Annotated in this window: 25 protein-coding genes; 5 read left to right on the top strand and 20 right to left on the bottom strand. The window is 57.0% G+C overall.

The genetic code is table 11. From position 1 onward, the window contains the following. Nucleotides 1–152: 152 nt before the first annotated feature. Complete coding sequence (locus tag PMI17_RS14400; RefSeq protein WP_009128172.1) at nucleotides 153–992, bottom strand: flagellin; 840 nt, start codon at nucleotides 990–992, stop codon at nucleotides 153–155. A gap of 486 nt (nucleotides 993–1478) precedes the next feature. Between PMI17_RS14400 and PMI17_RS14395 the strand changes: the two genes are divergently transcribed. Both PMI17_RS14395 and PMI17_RS14390 read left to right on the top strand, forming a co-directional pair. Next, entirely contained in the window at nucleotides 1479–2405 is a 927-nt protein-coding gene (locus PMI17_RS14395) for a transcriptional regulator (protein ID WP_009128170.1), read from the top strand. Beyond that, nucleotides 2380–2841 carry a hypothetical protein gene (locus tag PMI17_RS14390; protein ID WP_009128168.1) on the top strand — a complete coding sequence of 154 codons (462 nt, stop codon included), beginning with the start codon at nucleotides 2380–2382 and terminating at the stop codon, nucleotides 2839–2841. Before PMI17_RS14395 ends, PMI17_RS14390 begins: the two co-directional genes overlap by 26 nt. A gap of 2 nt (nucleotides 2842–2843) precedes the next feature. On the opposite strand, the gene PMI17_RS14385 is transcribed toward PMI17_RS14390, so the two are convergent. The 12 genes from PMI17_RS14385 to PMI17_RS14330 all read right to left on the bottom strand — a co-directional run bounded on the left by PMI17_RS14385 (nucleotide 2844) and on the right by PMI17_RS14330 (nucleotide 12622). Further along, complete coding sequence (locus PMI17_RS14385) at nucleotides 2844–3881, bottom strand: hypothetical protein (protein WP_009128166.1); 1038 nt, start codon at nucleotides 3879–3881, stop codon at nucleotides 2844–2846. Nucleotides 3882–3886: 5 nt separating this feature from the next. Beyond that, nucleotides 3887–4795, bottom strand: a complete 909-nt coding sequence (locus tag PMI17_RS14380; RefSeq protein ID WP_009128164.1) for a flagellin/flagellar hook associated protein — start codon at nucleotides 4793–4795, stop codon at nucleotides 3887–3889. Between the two features lie 10 nt (nucleotides 4796–4805). After that, nucleotides 4806–6176: a flagellar hook-associated protein FlgK gene (gene flgK, locus PMI17_RS14375; RefSeq protein ID WP_009128151.1), complete on the bottom strand. Its 1371-nt coding sequence runs from the start codon at nucleotides 6174–6176 to the stop codon at nucleotides 4806–4808. Nucleotides 6177–6240: 64 nt separating this feature from the next. Further along, nucleotides 6241–6534: a rod-binding protein gene (locus tag PMI17_RS14370; RefSeq protein ID WP_009128149.1), complete on the bottom strand. Its 294-nt coding sequence runs from the start codon at nucleotides 6532–6534 to the stop codon at nucleotides 6241–6243. A gap of 2 nt (nucleotides 6535–6536) precedes the next feature. Next, nucleotides 6537–7643: a flagellar basal body P-ring protein FlgI gene (locus PMI17_RS14365; RefSeq protein WP_081496533.1), complete on the bottom strand. Its 1107-nt coding sequence runs from the start codon at nucleotides 7641–7643 to the stop codon at nucleotides 6537–6539. 19 nt (nucleotides 7644–7662) lie between these two features. Continuing rightward, nucleotides 7663–8325, bottom strand: a complete 663-nt coding sequence (gene flgH, locus PMI17_RS14360) for a flagellar basal body L-ring protein FlgH (protein ID WP_036621303.1) — start codon at nucleotides 8323–8325, stop codon at nucleotides 7663–7665. A gap of 70 nt (nucleotides 8326–8395) precedes the next feature. Further along, nucleotides 8396–9181: a flagellar basal-body rod protein FlgG gene (flgG, locus tag PMI17_RS14355; protein WP_009128131.1), complete on the bottom strand. Its 786-nt coding sequence runs from the start codon at nucleotides 9179–9181 to the stop codon at nucleotides 8396–8398. A 13-nt stretch (nucleotides 9182–9194) separates the two neighbouring features. Next, nucleotides 9195–9926, bottom strand: a complete 732-nt coding sequence (locus PMI17_RS14350; RefSeq protein WP_009128129.1) for a flagellar basal body rod protein FlgF — start codon at nucleotides 9924–9926, stop codon at nucleotides 9195–9197. A gap of 2 nt (nucleotides 9927–9928) precedes the next feature. After that, nucleotides 9929–11119 (bottom strand): flagellar hook protein FlgE, encoded by a 1191-nt coding sequence (gene flgE, locus PMI17_RS14345; RefSeq protein ID WP_009128127.1) that lies wholly within the window; start codon nucleotides 11117–11119, stop codon nucleotides 9929–9931. An 11-nt stretch (nucleotides 11120–11130) separates the two neighbouring features. After that, nucleotides 11131–11841: a flagellar hook capping FlgD N-terminal domain-containing protein gene (locus tag PMI17_RS14340; protein ID WP_009128125.1), complete on the bottom strand. Its 711-nt coding sequence runs from the start codon at nucleotides 11839–11841 to the stop codon at nucleotides 11131–11133. Nucleotides 11842–11843: 2 nt separating this feature from the next. Continuing rightward, nucleotides 11844–12269, bottom strand: a complete 426-nt coding sequence (flgC, locus tag PMI17_RS14335) for a flagellar basal body rod protein FlgC (protein WP_009128124.1) — start codon at nucleotides 12267–12269, stop codon at nucleotides 11844–11846. Nucleotides 12270–12271: 2 nt separating this feature from the next. Further along, on the bottom strand, nucleotides 12272–12622 hold the full coding sequence (locus PMI17_RS14330; RefSeq protein WP_009128123.1) for a flagellar basal body protein: 351 nt from the start codon (nucleotides 12620–12622) through the stop codon (nucleotides 12272–12274). Between the two features lie 84 nt (nucleotides 12623–12706). Between PMI17_RS14330 and flgA the strand changes: the two genes are divergently transcribed. The 3 genes from flgA (at nucleotide 12707) to PMI17_RS14315 (ending at nucleotide 14249) form a co-directional block, all read left to right on the top strand. Continuing rightward, nucleotides 12707–13471 carry a flagellar basal body P-ring formation chaperone FlgA gene (gene flgA / locus PMI17_RS14325; RefSeq protein ID WP_009128122.1) on the top strand — a complete coding sequence of 255 codons (765 nt, stop codon included), beginning with the start codon at nucleotides 12707–12709 and terminating at the stop codon, nucleotides 13469–13471. Nucleotides 13472–13545: 74 nt separating this feature from the next. Next, nucleotides 13546–13824 carry a flagellar biosynthesis anti-sigma factor FlgM gene (flgM, locus tag PMI17_RS14320; RefSeq protein ID WP_009128121.1) on the top strand — a complete coding sequence of 93 codons (279 nt, stop codon included), beginning with the start codon at nucleotides 13546–13548 and terminating at the stop codon, nucleotides 13822–13824. After that, nucleotides 13821–14249 carry a flagellar protein FlgN gene (locus tag PMI17_RS14315; RefSeq protein WP_009128119.1) on the top strand — a complete coding sequence of 143 codons (429 nt, stop codon included), beginning with the start codon at nucleotides 13821–13823 and terminating at the stop codon, nucleotides 14247–14249. The genes flgM and PMI17_RS14315 overlap by 4 nt, the downstream gene beginning before the upstream one ends. A gap of 98 nt (nucleotides 14250–14347) precedes the next feature. Here the strand turns inward: PMI17_RS14315 and PMI17_RS14310 are convergent, their stop codons facing one another. The 7 genes from PMI17_RS14310 to fliF all read right to left on the bottom strand — a co-directional run bounded on the left by PMI17_RS14310 (nucleotide 14348) and on the right by fliF (nucleotide 21945). Continuing rightward, nucleotides 14348–15250, bottom strand: coding sequence for a hypothetical protein (locus tag PMI17_RS14310; protein ID WP_009128118.1), 903 nt, complete (start codon nucleotides 15248–15250; stop codon nucleotides 14348–14350). Continuing rightward, nucleotides 15247–16632, bottom strand: a complete 1386-nt coding sequence (locus PMI17_RS14305) for a glycosyltransferase family 2 protein (protein ID WP_009128117.1) — start codon at nucleotides 16630–16632, stop codon at nucleotides 15247–15249. The genes PMI17_RS14310 and PMI17_RS14305 overlap by 4 nt, the downstream gene beginning before the upstream one ends. Next, entirely contained in the window at nucleotides 16629–17072 is a 444-nt protein-coding gene (locus PMI17_RS14300) for a hypothetical protein (RefSeq protein WP_009128116.1), read from the bottom strand. The genes PMI17_RS14305 and PMI17_RS14300 overlap by 4 nt, the downstream gene beginning before the upstream one ends. An 8-nt stretch (nucleotides 17073–17080) precedes the next feature. Then, complete coding sequence (fliI, locus tag PMI17_RS14295; RefSeq protein ID WP_009128115.1) at nucleotides 17081–18394, bottom strand: flagellar protein export ATPase FliI; 1314 nt, start codon at nucleotides 18392–18394, stop codon at nucleotides 17081–17083. A gap of 256 nt (nucleotides 18395–18650) precedes the next feature. After that, nucleotides 18651–19319 (bottom strand): flagellar assembly protein FliH, encoded by a 669-nt coding sequence (fliH, locus tag PMI17_RS14290; protein ID WP_009128114.1) that lies wholly within the window; start codon nucleotides 19317–19319, stop codon nucleotides 18651–18653. Between the two features lie 3 nt (nucleotides 19320–19322). After that, nucleotides 19323–20363: a flagellar motor switch protein FliG gene (locus PMI17_RS14285; protein WP_009128113.1), complete on the bottom strand. Its 1041-nt coding sequence runs from the start codon at nucleotides 20361–20363 to the stop codon at nucleotides 19323–19325. Further along, nucleotides 20341–21945: a flagellar basal-body MS-ring/collar protein FliF gene (fliF, locus tag PMI17_RS14280; RefSeq protein WP_009128112.1), complete on the bottom strand. Its 1605-nt coding sequence runs from the start codon at nucleotides 21943–21945 to the stop codon at nucleotides 20341–20343. Before fliF ends, PMI17_RS14285 begins: the two co-directional genes overlap by 23 nt. Nucleotides 21946–21950 lie beyond the last annotated feature (5 nt).

Raw genomic sequence — 21950 nt, 5'->3', positions numbered from 1 at the left:
TCAGCGTGCCAGTTTTTATTTTCGAATTAATTCAAATAGTTAAATAAAAATGCAGGAAAAGTCGCTTCCGCTGCAGGGGAAGGCCATTTACGCCCAGGCGGAAACAAAAACACCGCTGCATGAGCGGTGTTTTTCACTACATAAGGGGAGGATTAACCCAGCATGCCCAGAACCATTGAGCCCATGCCGTTAGCTTGCTTCAGCATCGCCTGGCTGCTCTGCATCAGCATGTTCTGACGGCTCATTTTTGACGCTTCGTCAGCGAAGTCAGCATCACGGATGGTGCCGAGGTTCAGATCGGTGTTGTCTTTCATGTTGGCCAGGTTAGCCGCGGTGTGACCCAGACGGTTGATGTTGGCACCCAGGTCAGAACGGATAGAACCCACAGCGTCCAGCGCGCCAGTCACTTCCTTCAGCATGGCGTTACCTGCTGCTGCATCACCCGAAATGCCTGAAGCAGTCAGCTTGCCCAGCGCAGTGCTAACGGCTGTCAATTTAGTGCTCAGGTCAACGCTCAGTTTCTCTTCAGCAGACGCACCAATCTGGAACTGCATCGCAGTGCTCATCTTGCCGCTGGCGCCGAACATTTTTTCGGTGCCGTAAGAGGTGTTGCCCATGATGTTGCCCAGTTCTGCGTTCAGTGCATCGAACTCAGACTGCAGCGCTTTACGGTCATCGCCGTTGTTAGTGTCATCGGCAGCCTGAGTGGCCAGGTCTTTCATACGGAACAGAATGTTGTTCACTTCATCGAAAGCACCTTCAGCGGTCTGCAGCAGCGCAGTGGCTTTCGAAATGTTGTTCTGTGCAACAGCCATGCCACGAGACTGACCGTCGAGGCGGGTTGCGATCTGCAGGCCAGCGGCATCGTCAGCGGCTGAGTTAATACGTTTGCCAGTACCCAGACGCTCCATGGCGGTGGACAGTGCAGAGTTTGCACGGTTCATAGAGTTGGTAGAGGACATAGCTGCTGAGTTGGTGAACATGGTTAACATGAGTGTTATCTCCAAAGGGTGTAATCAAAGGGTGGAATCAGTCGATTCCGTTTCAAGTAACAGGAGAAAACGGCACGCTAATCGCGTCTCTTAAATAGGTTTTTTATTTTTTAGCGAAATAAAAATTTATTTATTGGGGGTTTTTAAATAGAAGAGGAAATAGAAGCGACAAACAGAATAAATATATTAAATGCATTAAAATAAAGGCGAAATTAAATTAAATGGCTGAAAATTAAGGCATTATATAAAAACACTCCATTTTCTTTTGTTATATCGCCCTACTTTTAGGAATCACGCGATTTCTTCGGAGTGATTTTCCGAACGTTTTCCTGTAGCAAAGGTCGCGTTTCTTAAATCAACACATTGAAATGACGTTCTTTTAAGACTAATCTTGCTTAATAAATAATTTCCGTCTAACTGTGTGTTTTTTGCGCTGCGCCAGATTGGCGATGACAGAGCCCGCCGCACCAAGGAAATAAAGTAACGATGACGTCAGATTGCATTATCAATAACTGGTTACTTGATATCGCCAGCGCTTCTCTCATTCATCAGGAGAGCGGCGAACAGCGACGGCTCGGTGAATATCAGCTGAAACTGCTGGTGGTGCTGATTCAACATGCAGGGCAAATTTTATCGCGTGAAGAGTTGAATCAGTTGGTGTGGGAACGCCGGGTGATCGGCAGCAACAGCTTGCCTAATGCCATTCATGCGCTGCGCGTCGCGCTGGAAGATGATGGTAAGCAGCAACTGATCATTAAAACCGTGCCGAAGAAAGGCTACATCCTCGAAGCGGAATTTTGTCAGTTTCAACGCCGTATAAATGAAGACGATGAAGAAGAGAGCGATGCACAGCTGCTGAGCTTCACCCCGCCGCCAATGGCAGCCGCGCCTGCCGAGCCCGTGGTTATCGATGAGCCCAGCCGCTCCCCTGCCGCATCCGTACCGCCGCTAACAGCTGGACCAGTAGCAAAATCGCGTAACCACTGGAAAGTGTTATTTAGCCTGACGCTGGTTATTTTTCTCGCTGTCGCGGTGATGGTGCTGCGTTCGGTCAATCAGGCGAAGCCGCATTTTGCGCCAGTGGCCATTGAGGGCGCCAGCCAGATCCGGTTACTGCGGCTGGCCAATACCCCACGCGATACCAGTACCAATGAGGTGGATATGCCCGCGCTGCTCGGCAGCACGCTGCGCCAACTCAATGCGCCCCTGCAACAACGCAACGTGCGTATGGATATCTACTATTCGGCCACCGCCAACGTACTGAATCTGACGCTGAATCTCAGCAGCAGCTGCGCACATGAGCAGTTAGTGATGACCGTATTTAACGCGGTGGAGAAGCCGCAGGTGTTACGCGAACTGGTGATTGAAGAGATGGGGAGAAAGCTGAATGAAATGGCGACTTGCAACGCTTAGTCTGGCGCTGCTGACCGTGCTGCTGCTGGTGACGGCAGCGCTACGCGGCTGGCTGCCCTCGTTCAGCCATCAAATCTTTGACGAAGATTTTGACGGCAGTGGACTCGAGTTAGGGCTGTATGATGCTGCCAGCGGACAACGTGAACTTTACCTGCCGTTTTTTGCCGTGAAGTCTGACAGCGTAATGATGACGTTAACCAGCAAGGTCGAAAGCCAGTTTGTCGCCAAAATTATGCTGACGCCGCAGGCGGAAACCCGTATCGGCATGATTTACAGCTATCAGCCGATGGTGCTGCATGCGGTTAACGATCGGCCGCTGGTCAAAAGCATTTTCAACTTTAATGCCCATAACGGCGTGACCTTTAATAGCATTGAATTTGAAGGCAACCGCATGCTGGTGATGCCTTCAGGCTTGATTATTAACGAACAGCATTAAGCTCAGGCGCGCAGCAACGCTGCGCTGCCCAGCACATTTTTCACCGTCGCGCGCGGCACATTCGCCTGCGCGCCCAGCGCATCCGCCACACCGCGATAACCTTGCTGACTCATTTGCTGTGCCACACCCTCGGCCGCACTGCTGGCCTGGGCGCTGCTGAAGTTCGCCATGCTATCAACGCGTTGCTGCACTAATCCTTTGGTGCGAACCAGCATCTTGCGCTGACGCGTCAGCTGCTCCAGCGTGCTATCCAGCGTTGGCTGCAACGACTCCAGCTGTGATGGATTCGCCAGCACGCGCGCCACTTCATCTTCCAGCGTGGTTTCCGCCAGCGGTTTAACCGGGAAGAACTGGCTGTGTGGATAACGCTCGCCGCCGCCCTGCACGCTCAGATGTTGATTCACGCGTGACCACTGCTGCTCATCCACCTGAAACTGCACTTCACGCTGCGCATCCAGTTTGCCCTGAATGCCCCATTTTCCCAGCGCCTGATTCAGGCTGAGCAAGGTTTGCTGCGGCGTGCTATCGGCGGCAATCGCGGCCGCGCTGATTTCGCGCTGCTGGCCGGCCAGGGAAAACGTCAGTAGCTCCGGCTGGGTATTATTCACCAGCGCCTGGCCGTCGCGCAGCTGGAAATTAACCTGCGTTTTCCCCTCCAGCGACACCTGCAGCTGACGATTGACGCTGCCGCCAGACAAGGTTTGGCGTTGCGCCAACAGCGATTGCAACACCTGCGTCTGAGCAAGCGCATCCTGACGATTACCGCGACGGCTTAATGCATGGTTCACTTTCAGCAGCTGGTTTTCTGTGGCCTGCAGAAAGTGATCCGCCTGCTGCACGCGCGTCAGTTGCTGATTGAGCTGGACGTTATAGCGCAGCGGCTGCGATGAAATCAGCGGCGCGTCAGGGAAGCTATTGGTTTGCGTCTGACGCGCGGTGGTGCTGGCAACATTGCTGACCGGCGTTTTCGCGCTGAGCGGGGTGTTTTGTAGCGTCGGCGCACGTAAGCCCGGCGACAGTCGATTTTCCACCTGCATCATGCGTATTACCTTAAGTTAAACAGCGACAGCGTGGCGATCTGGTTGTAGGTCTGATACGAGGTCTGCGCCGACGCCATGTAACGATTGAGATCGACCAGCGCGGTGGCCATATCCAGCCCCTGCAGTTCACCGGCCACTTCATCATGGATCATTTTATTATCCTGATGCGCTTCATCGAGTAACGTCATGTTGTTCTGACGTCCACCCAGCTCGGTGAAAATCGTTGCAACCCGATCCGAGGTGGTTTGCACCTCGCCAATCATCGCCGTCATCTCATCGGCATAACTCGCTGGATTCACGGTGGGATCGGACATTTTTTCCAGCAGCGACTCCAGCTGGTTCAGCAGTTTCATATCATCGCCAAAGGCGGCGGCCAAATCGGTATTCGATTTCATCAATACGCCATGCGCCACCGGCGTGCTGTTGCTGTCATGGTTGCCGGCAAAGGTCCATTCTCCTGTGGTGGCATCACGCACCACCGGCTGCTGATTGGTTTTGGTGCCAGCAAACAGATAGCGGCCGCTTTCGTCTCGGCTGTTCATCTGCTCAACCAGCATCTCTTTCATCGATGAAAGCTCAGCGGCATAACCGGCCATATCCACCGCGCCGTTGTTGCTGTTATTGGCTTCGCGCAGTTTATCCAGCATGTTCAGCAGCTGCTTGCTGCTGGAATCCACCAGCGTTTCCTGCTGACCCAGGCTGTGGCCTAAACGCTCGATGTTGCGCTGATACTGGCCGATCGACGCTTGCTCGCGGCGAATCTGCGCCAGCTGCGTGCTGGCGATCGGATCGTCGGAAGGGTTGATGACGCGCTTCTGTTCGTTAATCTGCGTCATCAGCTTATTAAGCTGCGCGTTGTTACGCCCGAGGCTGTTCAGCATGTTGTTGGAGAAACTTAAACTATTCACTCGCATGATTTTTTCCTTAGAACAGCGCCAGCAGATCGCTAAAGATCTGATCGCCAGTAGAGATAACTTTCATGTTGGACTGATACGCCTGCATGTAGTTGGTGAGGCCCACGTACTCTTCGTCATAATTGACCGCGCTAAAGTTATCGCGCTGAGTGACCGCATCCTCGAGCAGCGCAGCGGCGGCGGTGAGCTCGGTTTGGTTCTGACGGCTTTTAATGCCGATGGTGCTGATCAGCGAGGCGCTGGCGCTATCCAGCGTCGATTCGCCAATGCCCGGAATGGTGAAGGTCTGGGTTTTGATACCAATCAGTGCCAGCAGGTTTTTGTTATCGCCGGGCGTGTCAGCAGCGCCGGAAAACGCCAGTTCATCCCAGGCGAGATCGTTGACCTGCAACATGCCATTGGGATTCGCTACATCGAATGTAAACAGCGGCTTACCCGGATCGCCCTTCAAATCGAAACCGCTAGCGAGCTGATCGTTAAAGGCTTTCGCCATGGCATCCGCCATGCCAATCACGCTCTGTTCGATGCCGTCGAGGGTGTTGACCTGATAATCATGCAGCGCGCCGAACGCGCCACCGGTCGCCATATCCACCTGATAACGGCTGCCAGCAAAGTTCAGCTGCAGGAACGGTTGACCGCTGCCATCCATCTCCATCGATAACTTACCGACATCGCTGCCGCTGACCAGCGGCTGACCGGACGGCAGCATCAGGCTGTATTCGCCTTTGTCATTTTCCTGCACGCGCACATCAACATAGCTGCTCAGCTCGTTGACCAACTCGTCACGCTGATCGCGCAGAATGCTGGTGTCGCCGCCAATCGCTTCGGTCTCTTTAATCCGCTTGTTGTACTCGGCAATGTTGCCGCTCACGCTGTTGATCGAAACCGTCAGATCGCGCTGCTGCTGCTGACTGTTGGTGCGCTGCTTCTGCATAAATGACTGAATGTTGTTAAAACGCGTGGCCAGTGCACGCGCTTCGGTCAACACATCCTGGCGCATCGCCTGGTTGTCTGGCTTCTCACTGGCGCCGCTCAGCGATTTAAAGAAGTTATCCAGTCCATCGCCAATGCCGCTGGTTTCGGTACCCAGCAGCTTTTCCAGCGCGCCGAGATAAACCTGGCCCTGATCGAAATAATTGGCTTGGGAGGTGGTACGCCAAACCTGGCCAATACGGAACTGGTCGGCCATACGACGAATATTGTTCACTTCCACGCCGTTGCCGCTCGACAGACGCTGATTGCCCATCGGGCCAATCGCCTGTTGCTCAACGCGCTGGCGGCTGTAGCCACGGGTTCCCGCGTTGGCAATGTTTAACGCCGTGACGTTCAAGCCAATGCGCGCCGCGTTGGCACCGCTGTAACCGATATTAATGATGCTCATGTTTTCCTCTCGCACTCACCGTTTCTGCCTGGGCAGAGCGACAAAAATGCAGCCTTTATTAAGTCTACTTCGGTGATAACTGCTGAATCAGCACGTTGGCGATGCCGGTGCTGCGCTGGCTCGCCAGCTCATGCGCCAGCGCATCGTCGTAAAAATCACGCAGATTGCGCGCTTCGCGGCTGCTAAACATGCCGTCTTCACCGGCAAAGGCATCGGTGCCTTTACGCATTTCGCTCAGCATGGTGCGCAGGAACATCGCTTCGAACTTCTCCGCAGCCTGCTCCAGATTGTTAGGCTTGGCACCGGCAATAAAATCGCCGTTAACCGGGCTAAACGGGGTTGAGATACGATCAATCATTTTTAGATCACCACCAGTTCTGCATCGAGAGCGCCCGCTTCATGCAGCGCCTGTAAAATCGCCATGGTGTCGTCCGGTGCGGCACCCAGGCTGTTGATGGTATTCACAATGCTGCGCAGGCTGGTGCCCGCTGGCACGGTAACCATTTGACCGCGTCCGCGATCGACATTGATATCCGTTTCCGGCGTCACCGCCGTTTCACCGTTGCTGAACGGGCCAGGCTGGCTGACGTTTGGACGCTCGGAAATGGTCACGGTGAGATTGCCATGCGCGACCGCGGCGGCACGCACCACAATGCCTTCGCCCAGCACGATGGTGCCGGTACGGGCGTTGAACACCACGCGTGCCGGCTGCTTACCGGCGTTGATTTGCACATCTTCCAGCATCGACATAAAGGCCACGCGCGCTGCAGCATCACGCGGCGCATTGACCGACACGTTGGTGGCGCTTTTTGCTACTGCGGTGCCGGCACCAAATGCCTGATTCAGCGCCACGGCGATGTTGTTAGCGGTTTTGAAACTCGGGCGCTTCAGGTTGAGCATCACATCGCTGTTGTCCTGGAAATCGCTCGGCACTTCACGCTCTACCGAGGCGCCATTGGGAATACGGCCCACCGTCGGGGTATTAATGGTGACGCTAGAACCGCTGTCGCCTTCGGCTTTCACGCCGCCGACCACCACATTGCCTTGTGCCAGCGCATACACTTCGCCGTCGGCTCCGCGCAGTTGGGTTAACAGCAAGGTTCCGCCACGCAGGCTCTTGGCATCGCCAATTGATGAGACGGTGACGTTAATGGTCTGGCCGCGTGCGTACATTGACGGCAGCGTTGCGCTCAGCGCCACGGCCGCGACGTTTTTCACTTTCGGATCGATTTTTGGCGGCATCTGCACGCCGAACTGGCGCAGCATGTTTGCCAGCGACTGGCCGGTAAATTTCACCTGGCTGCGATCGCCGGTGCCATCAAGGCCAACCACCAGGCTGTAACCCACCAGTTGGTTATCACGTACGCCCTGCACATCCACCAGCGAACTCAGCGCTTGTGCTTTGGCCTGATTGGTCGCCATCATTCCCGCCGCAAGGAACAGCGGCAGCAGATAGCGAACGGTCATTCTGATCATGATCTTCACCTTAAATTGGGAACAGCGGATGGTTGAAGAAACGCGTGAGCCAGCCCGCTGCATTGGCATCACTGAGCGCGCCGCGACCGGCATAGGAGATGCGCGCGTTGGCGATGCGCTGTGACGAAATGCTGTTGTCACGTTCGATGTCATCGGCACGAACTAAACCGGTAACGCGCATATATTCGTCGCCCTGATTCAGCGTCAGCCACTTCTCGCCGCGAATCACCAGCACGCCGTTGGGCAGCACCTTGTGCACCGCGACAGAGATTGAGCCGCGCAGCATGTTTTGCTGCGCCGAGGTGGCATTGCCGTTGAAGTTGCGGTTGCCCTTAATCGAGCCGCTCAAATCATCGAAGGTTTTGCCCATCGCGGAAGGAATCCCCAGCTCCACATCGTTCTTTTTGCCAAAGTTGGTGCGCGCCTGTTTGCTCGACTGGGTGGATTCATCGAGGCGCACGGTGAGGATGTCACCCACGCGATAGGCACGACGATCCTGCATCAGCGACCATTGATATTGGGTGTTATAGAGTCCACCCCCGCTCACGCGGGTATCGGGCTGGACCAGCTCTTCCGGCGGCGCATAGGCGGCGTCATCTTTTTGCACCAGCAGCGCCGGGCTTTCACAGCCGGTCAGCAGCAGTGCGGCGGCGAGTAATACGCCGCCCATCATTTTTTCTGTCAGTGTCATTGTTTTTATGGCCTTACAAGCTGGGCGGAAAGCGTTCTTCCGCCCGAAAAAATTACATCTGTTGGGTGACGAACTTCAGCATGTCATCGGCAGCCGACACCATCTTGGCGTTCATCTCGTAAGCACGCTGAACGGTGATCATGTCGACCATCTCTTCCACCACCTGCACGTTAGAACCCTCCAGCGAGCCCTGTTCCAGCTGGCCAAAGGCTTCTTCGCCCGGCACGCCTTCAACCGCTTCGCCGCTGGCGGCGGTTTCGCGATACAGGTTGCTGCCCGTCGCTTCCAGCCCGGCCGGATTGACGAAGTTCACCAGGGTGATTTGGCCCAGCTCAACCGGATCGGTTTCGCCGCCGACGGTGGCGCTGACGGTGCCGTCTTTGCCGATAGTGAGATTTTTGGTGCCTTCCGGCAGCTCGATCTGCGGGATTAACGGCAGGCCCTGCGCGTTGGTCAACACGCCGTCGGCACTGATTTTCAGGTTGCCTGAGCGGGTATAGGCGATATCGCCATCGGCGGTTTCAACCTGCAAAAAACCCTGTCCGGCGATCGCCACGTCCAGCTCCTGCTGGGTGTTTTTCATCGAACCCTGGGTGAACTGCTTCTGCGTACCCATGATCTTGACGCCACTACCAAACTGGATGCCGGTTGGCGTCTGGTTGTTCTGGTTCAACTGGGTGCCGGGCGCACGCTGCGTTTGATAGAACAGATCTTCAAACACCACGCGATCGCGCTTAAAGCCGGTGGTATCAACGTTCGCCAGGTTGTTGGAGATAGCGGCCATTTTGGCGTCCTGCGCCGCCAGACCGGTTTTACTGACCCAAAGAGCGGGATTCATAATGTTCTTCCTGTTAGCTGCCGCGGATCAGGCGATTGCCTGCCTGCACGAGGGTTTCTGCGGCTTTCATCATTTTGATTTGCGCTTCAAACTGGCGGCTGAGCGACAGGGTTTGCACCATCTCATTCACCGCCGAGACATTACTGGCTTCCAGATGCTGGTTCGCCAGCTGCACGTTTTCGCTGCGCGGCGCGGTGAGGCGATTCGCCGTCATCCAGCCGTCGTTGTTTTTGCGTAGCTGATTGGCGGGAATATCCACCAGCTTGATGCGCTCGACATCCATCGCCGCCGCCACGTTGCCATCTTCCGGAATGATGGTAATGGTGCCGTCATCGCCAATCGCGACCTGAGAAAACGGCGGCAGCTGAATCGGGCCGTTCTCGCCGAGCAGCGGTTTGCCGCTGATGGAGAGGTTGCCCATATCATCGATATCGATGTGGCCGTTACGGGTGTAAAGCTCACGACGACCTTCACGCACCGCAATCAGGCCATCGCCTTTGATACCAATATCCAGCTCGCGACCGGTTTCCTGCAGCGCACCGTGCGCCATGTTGATGCCGCCATTTTCACTGCGCACCTGATGGCGACTGTTGTAGCCGCCACCCTCGATCGCCTGGGTAGACGCACGTTCGAGATCGGCGCGAAAGCCTTCGGTATTGGCATTCGCGAGGTTGTTGGCGTGAATCATCTGCTGCGTCAGGCTGCGATTAGCGCCGCTGACGGCGGTATAAATCAGGCGATCCATAATTACAGCGCCTGGAACAGGGCGTTCATCATCGAATCGTTGGTCGAGATGACTTTGGTATTCGCCTGATAGTTACGCTGGGCGCTCATCAGCCCGACCAGCTCTTCGGTCATATCGACGTTAGAACCTTCCAGCGCAAAATCCTGGATGCTGCCGTTGAGGCCGCTTTTCGGTACGCCCAGCATCGGCTGACCCGACAAGTTGGTGGCCGACCACGCGGTGCCATCTTCGGAGCTCAGGCCGTTGGGGTTGCTGAAGTTAGCCAGCACCAGTTGGCCTTGCAGCATGCGCTCGCCGTTGCTGTAGGTGGCGTAGATCTTGCCGTCATCATCAACCTTTTCACCGGTTTTCTCACCGGCGGCAAAGCCGTTTTGGCTATTTTTTGACACGTTAAATTCAGTGCCGTACTGGCTGGTACCGGCGTAATCCAGCGCGATGTCCAGACCATCGGCACCGGCAATGGGCGCGCTAACGTTGATGGCACCGGTTGGTGCCGTCAGAACGCCATTGGTGCTGAATTCCAGTTCCTGGGTTGCCGGCGTGGCGGCCTGGCCATCGACGAAATAGTGCGCTTCCCATTTGTTCTCGCCGGTTTTGACGAAGTACTGCTCAAGGGTGTGTTCACGACCCAGCGAGTCATAAATTTTGCTGGTGTAGGTGTTGTTGTAGCTGTTGCTGTCGTTCTTATCGAAGGAGGTGACATCGGGCACTTTGGAATTGGCATTCAGGTTGCCGGTGAAGCCGAGGCTATCGGTGGCTTTAGCCGGAATGCTGCCTGAGGAAATTTTCAGGTCGCCCACCACGCCGGTCTGTAACTCACCGTTGGCACCCACCGGATAACCCTGCACGCGTTTGCCGAGATTATTGGTCACGAAGCCCTCGCTGTCGGTGCCCATGTAGCCGGCACGCGAATAACTCACGCTGCCGCTGCTGTCTTTGGTCATAAAGAAGCCGTTGCCAGCGATTGCCAGGTCAAGGCCACGCGCGGAACCATTTACGCCGCCGTTTTTGCTAATGCTTTGAGAAATGCTGCTGACGCCCACGCCCATTGCCTGGCCGCCGGCATACAGCGAGGCGAATTCCGCACGCATGGATTTGTAGCCAACGGTGCCACCGTTAGCGATGTTGTTACTGATGGCGCTCAGTTGTTGGGTAACTGCGTTGAGGCCAGAGGTTGCAATGTTAAAGCTCATGGAAAAAATCCTTAGGAAAAGCGACGTGATGCGTTCGCGTCGGGAGTAGGTAGCGGCACAGGGGCCGGATTTTTACTGCTGCCAAACTGACGAATGGTGTTGTATGCCACTTCGCCGAGGCCCGGAATATTGATCATCGGTGCGCCGGTCTGTGGGTCGAAACGCACGCTGTTGACGGTGCCGGCGATCTCAATCGGAATCTTGGCTTCCCCCACATCGGTGACCACGCTCAGGGTATATTCGCCATCGGCCAGGCCTAACGCTTCAGGATCGATAGTGAAATCGACATCACCCTGCGGCTGTTTGCCCAGCTCCAGCTTGACCTCTTTACCGGCGCTGTCTTTGATGTGCAGGGTGACGTTTTCTGCCGGATGCTGCAGATTGAGGCGACCCTCAATTTTGTTGCCGTCCACCTGAATCTTGTCGCTGCTGGCAAACACATGCTGCCCCACCAGATTGGCCATCCCCATCGCCTGCATACTTTCGGCCATGTAGTAGACGCCAGTCATGGTGTCGGTCAGCGTCTGCATCGACTCCATCTGCGACATCATCGACAGCTGATTGATGTAATCCGCGCTGTCGGTTGGATTGGTGGGATCCTGGTTCTGGATCTGCGCCACCAGCAGCGTCAGGAACATGCTGCTGGTTCCGCCGTTGCTCTGCGGCGTCTGGCCGTAGTTGTCGACGCCATTGCTGCTGTTGTTAACGTTATTCACGCTCATACTTAGGCTTCTCCCAGACGTAACAGGCTTTGCTGCATGCTTTTCACGCTGTTCAGTACTTCCACATTGGTTTCGAAATTGCGCGAAGCGGACATCATGTCGGCCATCTCTTCGACGGTATTAATGTCGGGATAGAAGACATGGCCCTGGGCGTTGGCCAGCGGATTGCCCGGTTCATAGCGGCGCACCGCCGTGCCGGTTTCCACCACGTCCAGCACCTGCACGCGCGCGCCTGCCATGGCGGGTGAATCCATCAGCTGGCTGTTTTGATAAATCGCGGCAAACACAGGACGGCGCGCCTTGTAGGTCGCGGCTTCGCTGGCAGCCGGTGATTCCGCGTTGGCCAGGTTACTGGCGATGGTGTTCAGGCGGACGGTTTGTGCCGTCATCGCTGAACCCGAAACGCGATAGATATCGTTGAAAGACAAAATTATTTCCCTTCAATGGCCTGCTTCAGGCCGATAAATTTGCTGCTGAGAAATTGCAGGCTGGTTTGGTAATCCAGCGAGTTTTTCGAGAACTCGGCCTGCTCAACGTCCAGCGCCACGGTGTTGCCATCGGACGATGGTTGATACGGCACGCGATACTGAATATCTGGCGAAGAAGTGAACGAACTTTTCAGCATTGAACGTTGCATCTCAGCGGCAAAATCAATATCTTTAGCCTGGTAATTCGGGGTATCCACATTTGCCAGGTTGGCCGTTAACAGCTCTGCTCGCGAAAGTCGAAGCTGTAAGGCGGCGGGATGTACCCCCAGCGCTTTGTCAAAACTTATCCCCATGTGGTGTTCCTCATCAGTTGCGATTCACACGCTCTTAAGCAAACAGCGTGCCAACTTTTAAATCATTGATTTGGTGAGAATTACATGAACACATTGCGTCCTACCGGGAAGTCACTTTTCCGCCTGATTCCGCTTAGCCTGCTGTTTTTATCAACGCAGGTTTTTGCCGCACCTGAAGCGCAAACTGCGCGGAAGCAGATCTACAATCAGGCGGTTGCCAACGCCACGGCCGACATTCAGCGCACCGCCAAACAAAAAGGCTGGAAAGACTTCAGCAGCAAACTCAACGTCTTTATTCCCACCGAAGTCAGCCGCTTTCAGCGCTGTACGCGCCCCTTAACCTCCGCCTTGCCGGCTGGCGATCGTTTGGATTTGGCGCGTCTGCGTTACGACATTCGCTGTGATGGGCCGAACGGCTGGGAGATTGCCGTGACGGTGAAACCGGATGTCTATTTGCCGATTCTGGTGGCAAAAAACACCCTGGATCGCGGTCGCCATCTGGCCGCCAGCGATGTGGAAATTAAGAAGCGCAACGTGGTCGGCCTGCGTGATGGCTTTATGACCAAGCCGGATGAGGCGATCGGATTTACGCTGAAGAAGCGAGTGCGTGAGCTGCAGGCCATCGCCCCGGCGCATCTTGATCAACCGGTGATGATCGAACGCGGCCAGCAGGTGGTGATGATTGCCGAGCAGGATGGCGTGCAGGCCAGGATGATGGGCGAAGCGTTAAAGAAAGGCCGTAAAGGCGACATCATTAAGGTGCGTAATCTGCAGAGCCAGCGCGTGGTTAGCGCGCGGGTGGACGATCGCGGCGTGGTGCGCATGCTGGTGGCGCCCGGCACACCCTAAAAGCGGAATTTAAGTTTCCGCACAGCGGTGTCGTTGTGCTGGGGTATGCCGTAATCGACTCGAGACACTTAACCATGAAAATCACCCGTAATGAGACTGGCGTTGCGCCAGTTGCTAAACCTGTCACTGCCGCCCTTAACGATGCGCCTGCTGCGGCGAAGAGCGATCGCGCCGCCGCGCGCAGTGACAACGCCGCCCAGGGCCCCATGCAGACTGCGCAACAGCAGCTACGTGAGATGCCAGAAGTGGACGCGACTTTTGTTAGCGCCATGCAGGACGCGCTGAAAGCAGGCCGTTTGCAGGTAGACACCGACGCGCTGGCACAGGCGATGATGGACTTTTATCGCTCATGACCAGCACCGCAGAACGGGTAAAAACGCTGCTGCGCGATATCAAGCAGGATACGCAGCACTACGATGCGCTAACGGCACTGCTGCAGCAGCAGCGTGAGGCGATGATCGCCTGTGATGCGGCGAATCTGCACACAGTGAATGAGCAACTGCTGGCGATTTATCAGCAGCTGCACGGATCATCCCAGCGTCGCAGCGAAACGCTGCAGGCGCTGAAGCTGGCTTCAGATAGCCGCGGAGTGACTCAGCTGCTGCCCTACTTGCCGGCTTCCCTGGCGCAGCAAGCTGAAAGCTGGTGGCGCACGCTGGAACTCAGCGCATTAGCCTGCCAGCAGATGAACGAACGCAACGGTTTATTGCTCTCGATGCAGCAGGAAACGCTCAGTTCATTAACCGGCCAGCCGCACAACTTTCTCTATCAGCGCTAATCGCACCAGCCAAAAAAAAGTCGCCCTTCCCGGCGACTTTTTTGTTTTCTGCGGCGCGTAAAGACAAAACGGGTCGCCACAAAGGACGACCCGTTCGATTATTTCAGCAACGACAACCCAATCAGTAGCGCATTTTCTTCGCTCAGCGCTGGCAGCGACTGACGCTGCCAGGCGGCGAACAACGCAGCCAGCGTCTCATCATCCAGATCGCACTGCTCGGTCAGCAGCAGGCTGATAATCACCTGCATGCCAAAAACCCGCTGGCACAGCGTAAGGAACGCGGTTTCCCACTGCGCATCCGCGCTGCCTGGGAAGACACCGTGATAAGCGTTCCATAACAGATAGTTACGCCATACCTGACTCTTCTGCAGCATAAACGCCTGCACCTGAGCATCGTCACGCAGTTCACTCAGCAACGGCAACAGCTGCGCATCGCTCAGCATGGCGAGCTCATTTAACTTCATCACCAGCGTCATTCCGGTTAAAGGATCGAGATCGGCATCCAGCTCAACCTGCGCCAGCTGACGCAACGCCGCCAGCGGATAAACATCGATGGCCGGTAACGTGGCGAACGCTTCCGCCAGCAGGCCGCTGTTCATCAGCATCAGCAGCTCTTCACCGACCTGCTGAATCTCCTCCGGTTGCTGCAGCGACTGACATTTACTCACCAATACGCCGGTGGCATACAGCTTCTCCGCCAGCGGTGCATCCTCATTCCCCAGCATGAAAATCGCCTGCTGATTCAGCACCTGCAGACGCGTGCAGAGCGCGGGCGCATCCTGGGCAGCGGCAAGCGTATGCTGCAAGGCGAAGGCATGGTGATCAAATAAAATGGCGGATGCCGCGCTATCGCAGCTCAGCTCGGCGCTGGCGCGCTGCTCTTCACGCCAGCGCAGTTGGCGCAGCGGCTTGTCACCGTTGCACCCTGCACATTGGCAGTTCCAGGGCTGCGCCTGGATGCGCGTGACATATTCCGGGGTATAACTGTTTGCGGTATTCATTGTGGCTCCTGTGCACCGACGTGCGGTACGACACCTAATTTACGGAAAAAGCGCGCCGTACATGCCTGCCCATCGTCGTCTTCGCTACGGAAAAACATGCTGGGGTAAAGGGCAAACCAGCGCAGGTCTGCGGTATTGAGATAACCAGCTTTCGCCAGTTGATCCTGTAAACGTTCGATTAATGGTGCATAGGCTTGCTGATTAACGCAGCAGGCCAAATGCGGCAGTGATTGCACGCTGGCGCTGATCACGCCCGGCAGCTGGGTCAGAATGTTGCCGGCCTCGATTTCGGCGGCCAGATGAAAACCATCCCAGCTGATGTGCTTGAGCGCGCGCAGCAGGCGGTTAAGCGCATCAATACAACGCTGCTGACGTACCCAATCGAGACGGCTGTCCAGCAGCAGATAGTTCGGCCAGTTCTCACGTTGGGCACGCTGCGTGACGGCCAAATGCGTCAGCCGCGCGTCCCCTTCCACCGGCGCCATACATTCCACCTGCGCGGCCGATAAACCGGCAGCCAGCAGCTTGTGGTTGAAGGCTGACAGCAAGGCGTCGTCCTCACCCACCAGTACGACGCGATGGAAAAACATCCAGTCCGGCTGCTGCGATAGCGGTGCCTGATGCAGGCGCTGATAAAATTTGCGCACAAATGCGTCGGGCACCGCCTCGTCCAGCGTGATGTGCTGCGCTTCACAGCTGCCCAGCACAAAGTCTTTATCGAAGGTATTGCTGCTGTGCGAGACGCAGAGAATCGAGCGCCACGGATCGAGCAGCAGCACCGGCGCGGTAAAATTGTGGGTAAAGCCCTGCTCTTCGCCGAGGGTGGCGCTGTCGTCGTAACGGTGCTTTTTCAGGAAGTTACGATGATAGGCAAAGGTGCCGTTCAGCACGTTGCGTTTACCCTGGTCGCTGCTCATAAAGATGCGGTTAACGTGGCTGTACCAGATAGGAATCACGTGGCAACCGGCAAACAGCGCATTGTGACGGCGCATCTCGCTGATGGTGTAACTGAGCTTATCGGGACGATAGAAGTCATCATCGTCCATGCAAACAATGTATTCACCGCGCGCCAGCTCATTGACCCGATTACGTTTGGCACCAATGGTGAGGCGTTCGCTGAGATGGTAATAGCGAATCAGCTCCGGGTGCGGCGCATAGCGCGTCAGCGTGGCGACCAGCTCAGCACTGCTCTCGGCTGAATCATCCAGAATCACCAGTTCACGGCGATCGGCCGGATAATCCTGATACTGGAACATATAGAGCAGATAAGGCAGAAACGCGCGGCGATTCCAGGTTGGCGTGACTACGCTAATAAACGGCAGCTCGCCCTGTTTGAGCGGCTGGCGCTTGGCCATCAGCTGGGTGAAGAGCGGGTTGTTCATGCAAATTTTCTCCGGTTGCGCAGCCAACACTGCATCGCCTGGGCATCGGTGAGCTTCTGCTGCTGCTGTTGACGCGCCTGCATCAGCGCCTGCTGCTGCTGCTCCAGCACCAGCGATACAGTTTTCTCCTGACACGCGTGGCTGATCAGTTCAGATTGCAACGCATCCTGCTGTTTTTCTGCCAGCGCCGACGCCTGGGTTTGCCAGGCGATCACCCGCTGAATATTGGCTTTGTAGCGCGCCAGATTGCTGAGCTGCGTGGCATCCGCTACTTCTGCGCCGGTGCCGCTGCCTAAACGGTTTAGCGCCGAGATATTATTCTGATAGCGCAGCACCAGCTGTTTTTGCTGCGCCAGCTGGCTGCTCAGATCGTTCACTTTGCGTTCGCGCATCTCACGCAGCTGCGTCAGGGTGGCGATCATTTTCTGTTTTCTGATCATGACTGGCCTTATGCCTGGCTCAGAGCCAACAGGTCATTAATGGATTGCGCCAGCGCGGCGGGTTGATCCACCGTCTGGCACAGGAAACTGGTGATGGCGGGCTGCAGGCGCACCGCGCGGTCGGCCTGCGCATCTACGCCCGCCACATAGCCGCCGAGCGGCAGCAGCGGTTTGATCGCCATGTAATCGGCATACAGCTGCTTGAGGGTGCGCGCCGCCAGCTGGTGATCTTTATGCGTCACCTGGCTCATGCAGCGGCTGATGCTTTGCCCAATATCAATCGCCGGATAGTGGCCCGCTTCCGCAAGTTGGCGCGTCAGGACGATGTGGCCATCCAGCACCGCGCGCGCGCAGTCAACGATCGGATCTTGCTGATCGTCGCCCTCGGCCAGCACGGTGTAAATCGCCGTCATGCTGCCGTGCGATGCGCTATTACCGGCGCTCTCCACCAGCCTGGGAATGATGCCAAACGCCGAAGGCGGATAGCCTTTGGTGGCGGGCGGTTCTCCCAGCGAAAGCGCAATCTCACGCTGTGCCATGGCGTAACGCGTAAGCGAATCCACCAGCAGCAGCACGTCATAACCAGCATCGCGATACCAGGCTGCCAGCGTGTGGCACAGCTCCGTGGCTTTCATGCGCATCAGCGGTGATTCATCCGCCGGTGCAGCTACCACCACCGATTTCGCCATCCCGGCCGCCCCAAGTGAGTGATCGATAAACTCTTTCACTTCACGGCCACGCTCGCCAATCAGGCCGACAATCACCACCTGCGCATTGGTGCTGCGGGTGATCATGCCGAGCAGCACGCTTTTACCCACGCCCGAACCGGCCATGAGACCCACGCGCTGGCCTTTCCCGATGGTCAGCAGGCCGTTGATGGCGTTGACGCCCACATCGAGCGGTTCCGCCACCGCTTTACGCGTCAGCGGATGGATTTGCGTCGGTTGCGTCGGCAGCACATCGCTACCGCCCAGCTTGCCGTTGCCGTCGATCGGTTCGCCGAGGCCGTTGACCACGCGTCCTAACCAGCTGGTGCCAATCAGGATGTCGCCCTGCTTCTCCTGGGGAAAAACGCGGGCGCCGGCGATCAAACCTTCCGGGCTTTTGAACGGCATCAGCCAGGTGACGTCACGATCGAATCCCACCACCTGTGCCGCCAGCAGCGTGCCGTCGGCCTGCTCCACGTTGCAGCGCTGGCCAACCGCCAGGCGGCAGCCGACGCTCTCCAGCAGGATGCCGTTGACGCGCACCAGCCGTCCGGCGACGCGCGCCAGCGGGATGTTTTCCAGCGATTGCAGTAGGTTGTTGAAGGATTGCGTCATGATGGTTCCTGTTGGTTTTGTGCGGTTTTTCCCTCACCCCAGCCCTCTCCCGCAAGCGGGAGAGGGCGTATTTAGTCCCCTCTCGCTGTGGGAGAGGGAGTATTTAGTCCCCTCTCGCTGTGGGAGAGGGAGTATTTAGTCCCCTCTCGCTGTGGGAGAGGGAGTATTTAGTCCCCTCTCCCATTCGACAAGGGAGCTAAATCGTCCCCTCTCCCTGTGGGAGAGGGTTAGGGTGAGGGCATCAAACCGCACCGCCCTACAAATTCTCCTGCAGCACACTCATGCACTGGCTCAAACGCTGATTGCAGCCGATATCCATTTCACTGGCGTCGGTCACAATACGGCACTCACCGGGCTCCATCTCGCTATCGGCGACCAGGCCCCAGCTTTTCACCTTCTGCGGCTCCAGCTCCTTGATGCGGCTGAACTCTTCCGCATTCATCAGCACCCGCAGCTGCTTCGGCAGCTCGGGCAAGCTGCTCAGCGCTTCGTCGACCAGCGCCAGCAGCTGCGAAGGCTGCAATGCCAGCTCAACGCGAATCACCTGACGCGTGACTTTTTCCACCAGCGCTAACAATTCGCTTTTGCGCCGCTGCTCGTGTTCATCCAGCTGCTGCTGCAGCTGCACGCTGAGCGCATCCAGCGGTGTCGCGGCGGCCAGGAAGTGATCCAGCGCCTGCTGCTTACCGCTGTCAAAACCCTGCTGCTGGCCCTCATCGCGCCCACGCTGCAGACCTTCCTGGAAACCCTGACTCGTGCCCTGCTCCAGCCCCTGCGCAAAGCCATCGCTGATGCCCTGCTGAAAACCATCCATCAACTGCTGTTGCAGCGTGGCCGCATCGGCGGGCACGCCGGATTCATCCGCGCGCTGCCAGGCTTTGCGCAGCGGCGGAAACTGATGCAAACGCATCTGTTTGCTGGTCATGGCTTACTCCACCGTTTGTTCGCTAAACAGCTGAATCTGGATCTCGCCGCTTTCCGCCAGTTCACGCACGCGCGCCATGATCTCTTTGCGCACCTGCTCAATACGGCTGATCGGCACCGGGCCGAGGCGCGAGGTGGTGTTTTGCAACAGCTGCACCTGACGGCGCGGCATGGCCTCGTAAATCGCCTGGCTCAACATAGGCTCGGTGCCTTTCAGCGCCACAGCCCATTGATCCATCGGTACCTCTTCCAGCAGACGCTGGAGAACCGCACTGTTCTGACGGCTGAGGATGAAGAACTCGTACATTTCACTTTTCAGCTCATCCACCACCGCCTCATCGCGCATCTCTAACTGCGCCAGCAGCGCCTGCTGATTGCCGCTGATGCGGTTAACAATGTTGGCGGCCTGACGCATGCCCTGCACTTTCGAACCGTGCTCTGACAACACCGCCACGCCGCGATCGATCAGGCGATCAAGTTCATCCACTACATCGCGGTTGATGTCGTCCAACCGCGCGACGCGATAAAGAATCTCGTCCTGACGTGACTCATCTAGCTGCGCCAGCACACCGGCGGCGACATCCGGCGGCAGGAAGGCGAGGAATACCGCCTGCAGCTGCAGATGTTCCTGGGCGATCATCGCCGCCAGCTGCGGCGTATCCACCCACTGCAAGCGCGCCATGCGATGGCGAATCTCGTCACCGTAAATGCCGTTGATCACGCTGCGGGCAATTTCACCGCCGAGGGCACGTTCAAGAATGTTGCGCAGATAGCTGCGCGAGGCGCCGTTGATGCCACTTTGTTCACGGTACTCCTGGAAAAAGTTGTTCATCGCCAGCCGCGCATGCGTCAACTTAACGCCGTGCAGGCGCGCCATGGTTTCTGACAAACGCAACACCTCTTCGCGGCTCATCTTGCTCATCACCTGTGCCGCGGCCTCTTCACCAATGCTCAGCAGCACGATGGCCGCCTGCTCCAGACGCGAGCGCACCTTGGTGGACGGCTCGCTGCTTTTGCTGGTTTTACTTTCTGTTGCTTCGCTCATTGCTGCTGATCCATTGTTTCAACACTTCGGCGACGCGATCGGTTTCGCTCTGCGCCAGGGTTTGGAGATGATTGATTTTGGTTTCGAGGCCGGAGCTCTGCGGCGGCAAGTTGTCGTCGCCGTTAAAGCTGCTGCCTGGCAGCGCCGGTGTCTCCTCGTCCCCTTCTGGCGTCGCTTCGGGCTCCACCACGCTGTTAGCCAGCGCTTCATTGGCTGCGGGTTGACGCGCCACGCGGCGCATCATCGGCAGCAGGCCAAACAGAATCACCAGCAGGGCCAGCAGACCAATGCCGCCGCGCTCCGCCCACAGCAAGGTGCTATCGCGTTCCCACCATGGCGTAATCTCGTCCTCAGGAACGTCCGGCTGACTGAAGGCCAGCAGCGCCAGCGACAACTCATCGCCGCGTTGGCTATCGATACCGGCAGCTTTGGTCAGCAGCGCATTGATTTGCGTTTGGTTTTCCGCGTTCCAGCCCTGCACCACCGCCGCATTTTGATTCAGCACCACGGCAACGGTGAGCTTCTGCACCTGATAGCCCTGATGTTTGATATGGCGGATATCGCGATCCCAGTTGAACTGGCGCTGCGCCTGGTTGCGCGTTGACAGCTGTGGCTGCGCGTTGTTCTGTGCGGGCGCATTCGCCGGGCGATTGCTCAGCGAACCGGGAATGCCGACCGCCAGCTGCTCCGTGGTGTTGTCCTGTGCCAGCTGTTCACTTGCCACGCGCGGTTCATTCAGGAAGCGCTCCTGCGTCTCTTCGACCTGGCTGAAATCAACGCGCGGCACCACGCTGACGCGGAAGTTTTCGTGTCCCAGCACTGGCACCAGCAGGTTGGCAATGTTGCGTTCGATCTGTTCACGCATCTGCTGCACCATCTCGCCGCTATTACGCAGGCCAGGACGGCCGTTGAGTTGCTCGGCGATATTGGCCGAGAGCAGCCCCCCTTTCTGGTCCACCACGCTGACCTGTTCCGCCTTCATACCCGGCACGCTGTTGGCAACCAGGCTGACAATCGCACCCACCTGTTCATCGCTCAGCTGGCGACCGTATTTGAGGCGCAATATCACCGAGGCGGTGCTGTTCGGTTTATTGGAAAGCACGAACGAACTGGTTTCCGAAATACCGAGGTGTACGCGGGCGTACTCCACGCTGTCCAGCGCCATAATGCTCTGCGCCAGCTCGCCTTCCATGCTGCGGCGCAGACGCACGTTCTGGACGAACTGGCTGCTGCCGAGCATCTCCTCTTTGTCCATCAGCTCGTAGCCATCCGGCGAAGACGCACGAATACCTTTCGCCGCCAGCGCCATGCGCGCCTGCGGTAAATCACCTTCGCGCACCAGAATCATGCCGCTGTCAGGTGCGACGCGATAGCTCAAGCCTTCGCCGCTCAGGGTTTCCACCACTTCAGACATCGGCAGGTTCTCCTGCGAGCCGAACAGCGTGGTCCACTTGTTATTGCTCTGCCACAACAGCGCCACGATCACCGCGGTGATCACCGCAGCAATCGCCGCCGGGAGCAGCCATTTTTTCACTATTACCAGCACATTCGCCGGCAACAGTGTGTGTAATTTATCCAGCACGACTC

The organism is Pantoea sp. GM01 (genome assembly GCF_000282675.1).
Taxonomy (GTDB): Bacteria; Pseudomonadota; Gammaproteobacteria; order Enterobacterales; family Enterobacteriaceae; genus Pantoea; species Pantoea nemavictus.
The sequence above is the reverse complement of the archived record's forward strand: the minus strand, read 5'-3'. Positions and strand labels throughout refer to the sequence as shown.

Bases quoted from the DNA above. Each gene is read 5' to 3' on its own strand.
- PMI17_RS14350 (WP_009128129.1), bottom strand. From the start codon at position 9,926: ATGGATCGCCTGATTTATACCGCCGTCAGCGGCGCTAATCGCAGCCTG.
- PMI17_RS14305 (WP_009128117.1), bottom strand. From the start codon at position 16,632: ATGAACAACCCGCTCTTCACCCAGCTGATGGCCAAGCGCCAGCCGCTC.
- PMI17_RS14315 (WP_009128119.1), top strand. From the start codon at position 13,821: ATGACCAGCACCGCAGAACGGGTAAAAACGCTGCTGCGCGATATCAAG.
- flgK (WP_009128151.1), bottom strand. From the start codon at position 6,176: ATGAGCATCATTAATATCGGTTACAGCGGTGCCAACGCGGCGCGCATT.
- PMI17_RS14370 (WP_009128149.1), bottom strand. From the start codon at position 6,534: ATGATTGATCGTATCTCAACCCCGTTTAGCCCGGTTAACGGCGATTTT.
- PMI17_RS14395 (WP_009128170.1), top strand. From the start codon at position 1,479: ATGACGTCAGATTGCATTATCAATAACTGGTTACTTGATATCGCCAGC.
- flgG (WP_009128131.1), bottom strand. From the start codon at position 9,181: ATGAATCCCGCTCTTTGGGTCAGTAAAACCGGTCTGGCGGCGCAGGAC.
- flgA (WP_009128122.1), top strand. From the start codon at position 12,707: ATGAACACATTGCGTCCTACCGGGAAGTCACTTTTCCGCCTGATTCCG.
- PMI17_RS14385 (WP_009128166.1), bottom strand. From the start codon at position 3,881: ATGATGCAGGTGGAAAATCGACTGTCGCCGGGCTTACGTGCGCCGACG.
- PMI17_RS14310 (WP_009128118.1), bottom strand. From the start codon at position 15,250: ATGAATACCGCAAACAGTTATACCCCGGAATATGTCACGCGCATCCAG.
- fliI (WP_009128115.1), bottom strand. From the start codon at position 18,394: ATGACGCAATCCTTCAACAACCTACTGCAATCGCTGGAAAACATCCCG.
- PMI17_RS14400 (WP_009128172.1), bottom strand. From the start codon at position 992: ATGTTAACCATGTTCACCAACTCAGCAGCTATGTCCTCTACCAACTCT.
- PMI17_RS14365 (WP_081496533.1), bottom strand. From the start codon at position 7,643: ATGACCGTTCGCTATCTGCTGCCGCTGTTCCTTGCGGCGGGAATGATG.
- flgH (WP_036621303.1), bottom strand. From the start codon at position 8,325: ATGATGGGCGGCGTATTACTCGCCGCCGCACTGCTGCTGACCGGCTGT.
- PMI17_RS14285 (WP_009128113.1), bottom strand. From the start codon at position 20,363: ATGAGCGAAGCAACAGAAAGTAAAACCAGCAAAAGCAGCGAGCCGTCC.
- PMI17_RS14340 (WP_009128125.1), bottom strand. From the start codon at position 11,841: ATGAGCGTGAATAACGTTAACAACAGCAGCAATGGCGTCGACAACTAC.
- flgE (WP_009128127.1), bottom strand. From the start codon at position 11,119: ATGAGCTTTAACATTGCAACCTCTGGCCTCAACGCAGTTACCCAACAA.
- PMI17_RS14330 (WP_009128123.1), bottom strand. From the start codon at position 12,622: ATGGGGATAAGTTTTGACAAAGCGCTGGGGGTACATCCCGCCGCCTTA.
- PMI17_RS14300 (WP_009128116.1), bottom strand. From the start codon at position 17,072: ATGATCAGAAAACAGAAAATGATCGCCACCCTGACGCAGCTGCGTGAG.
- fliH (WP_009128114.1), bottom strand. From the start codon at position 19,319: ATGACCAGCAAACAGATGCGTTTGCATCAGTTTCCGCCGCTGCGCAAA.
- PMI17_RS14380 (WP_009128164.1), bottom strand. From the start codon at position 4,795: ATGCGAGTGAATAGTTTAAGTTTCTCCAACAACATGCTGAACAGCCTC.
- flgM (WP_009128121.1), top strand. From the start codon at position 13,546: ATGAAAATCACCCGTAATGAGACTGGCGTTGCGCCAGTTGCTAAACCT.
- PMI17_RS14390 (WP_009128168.1), top strand. From the start codon at position 2,380: ATGAAATGGCGACTTGCAACGCTTAGTCTGGCGCTGCTGACCGTGCTG.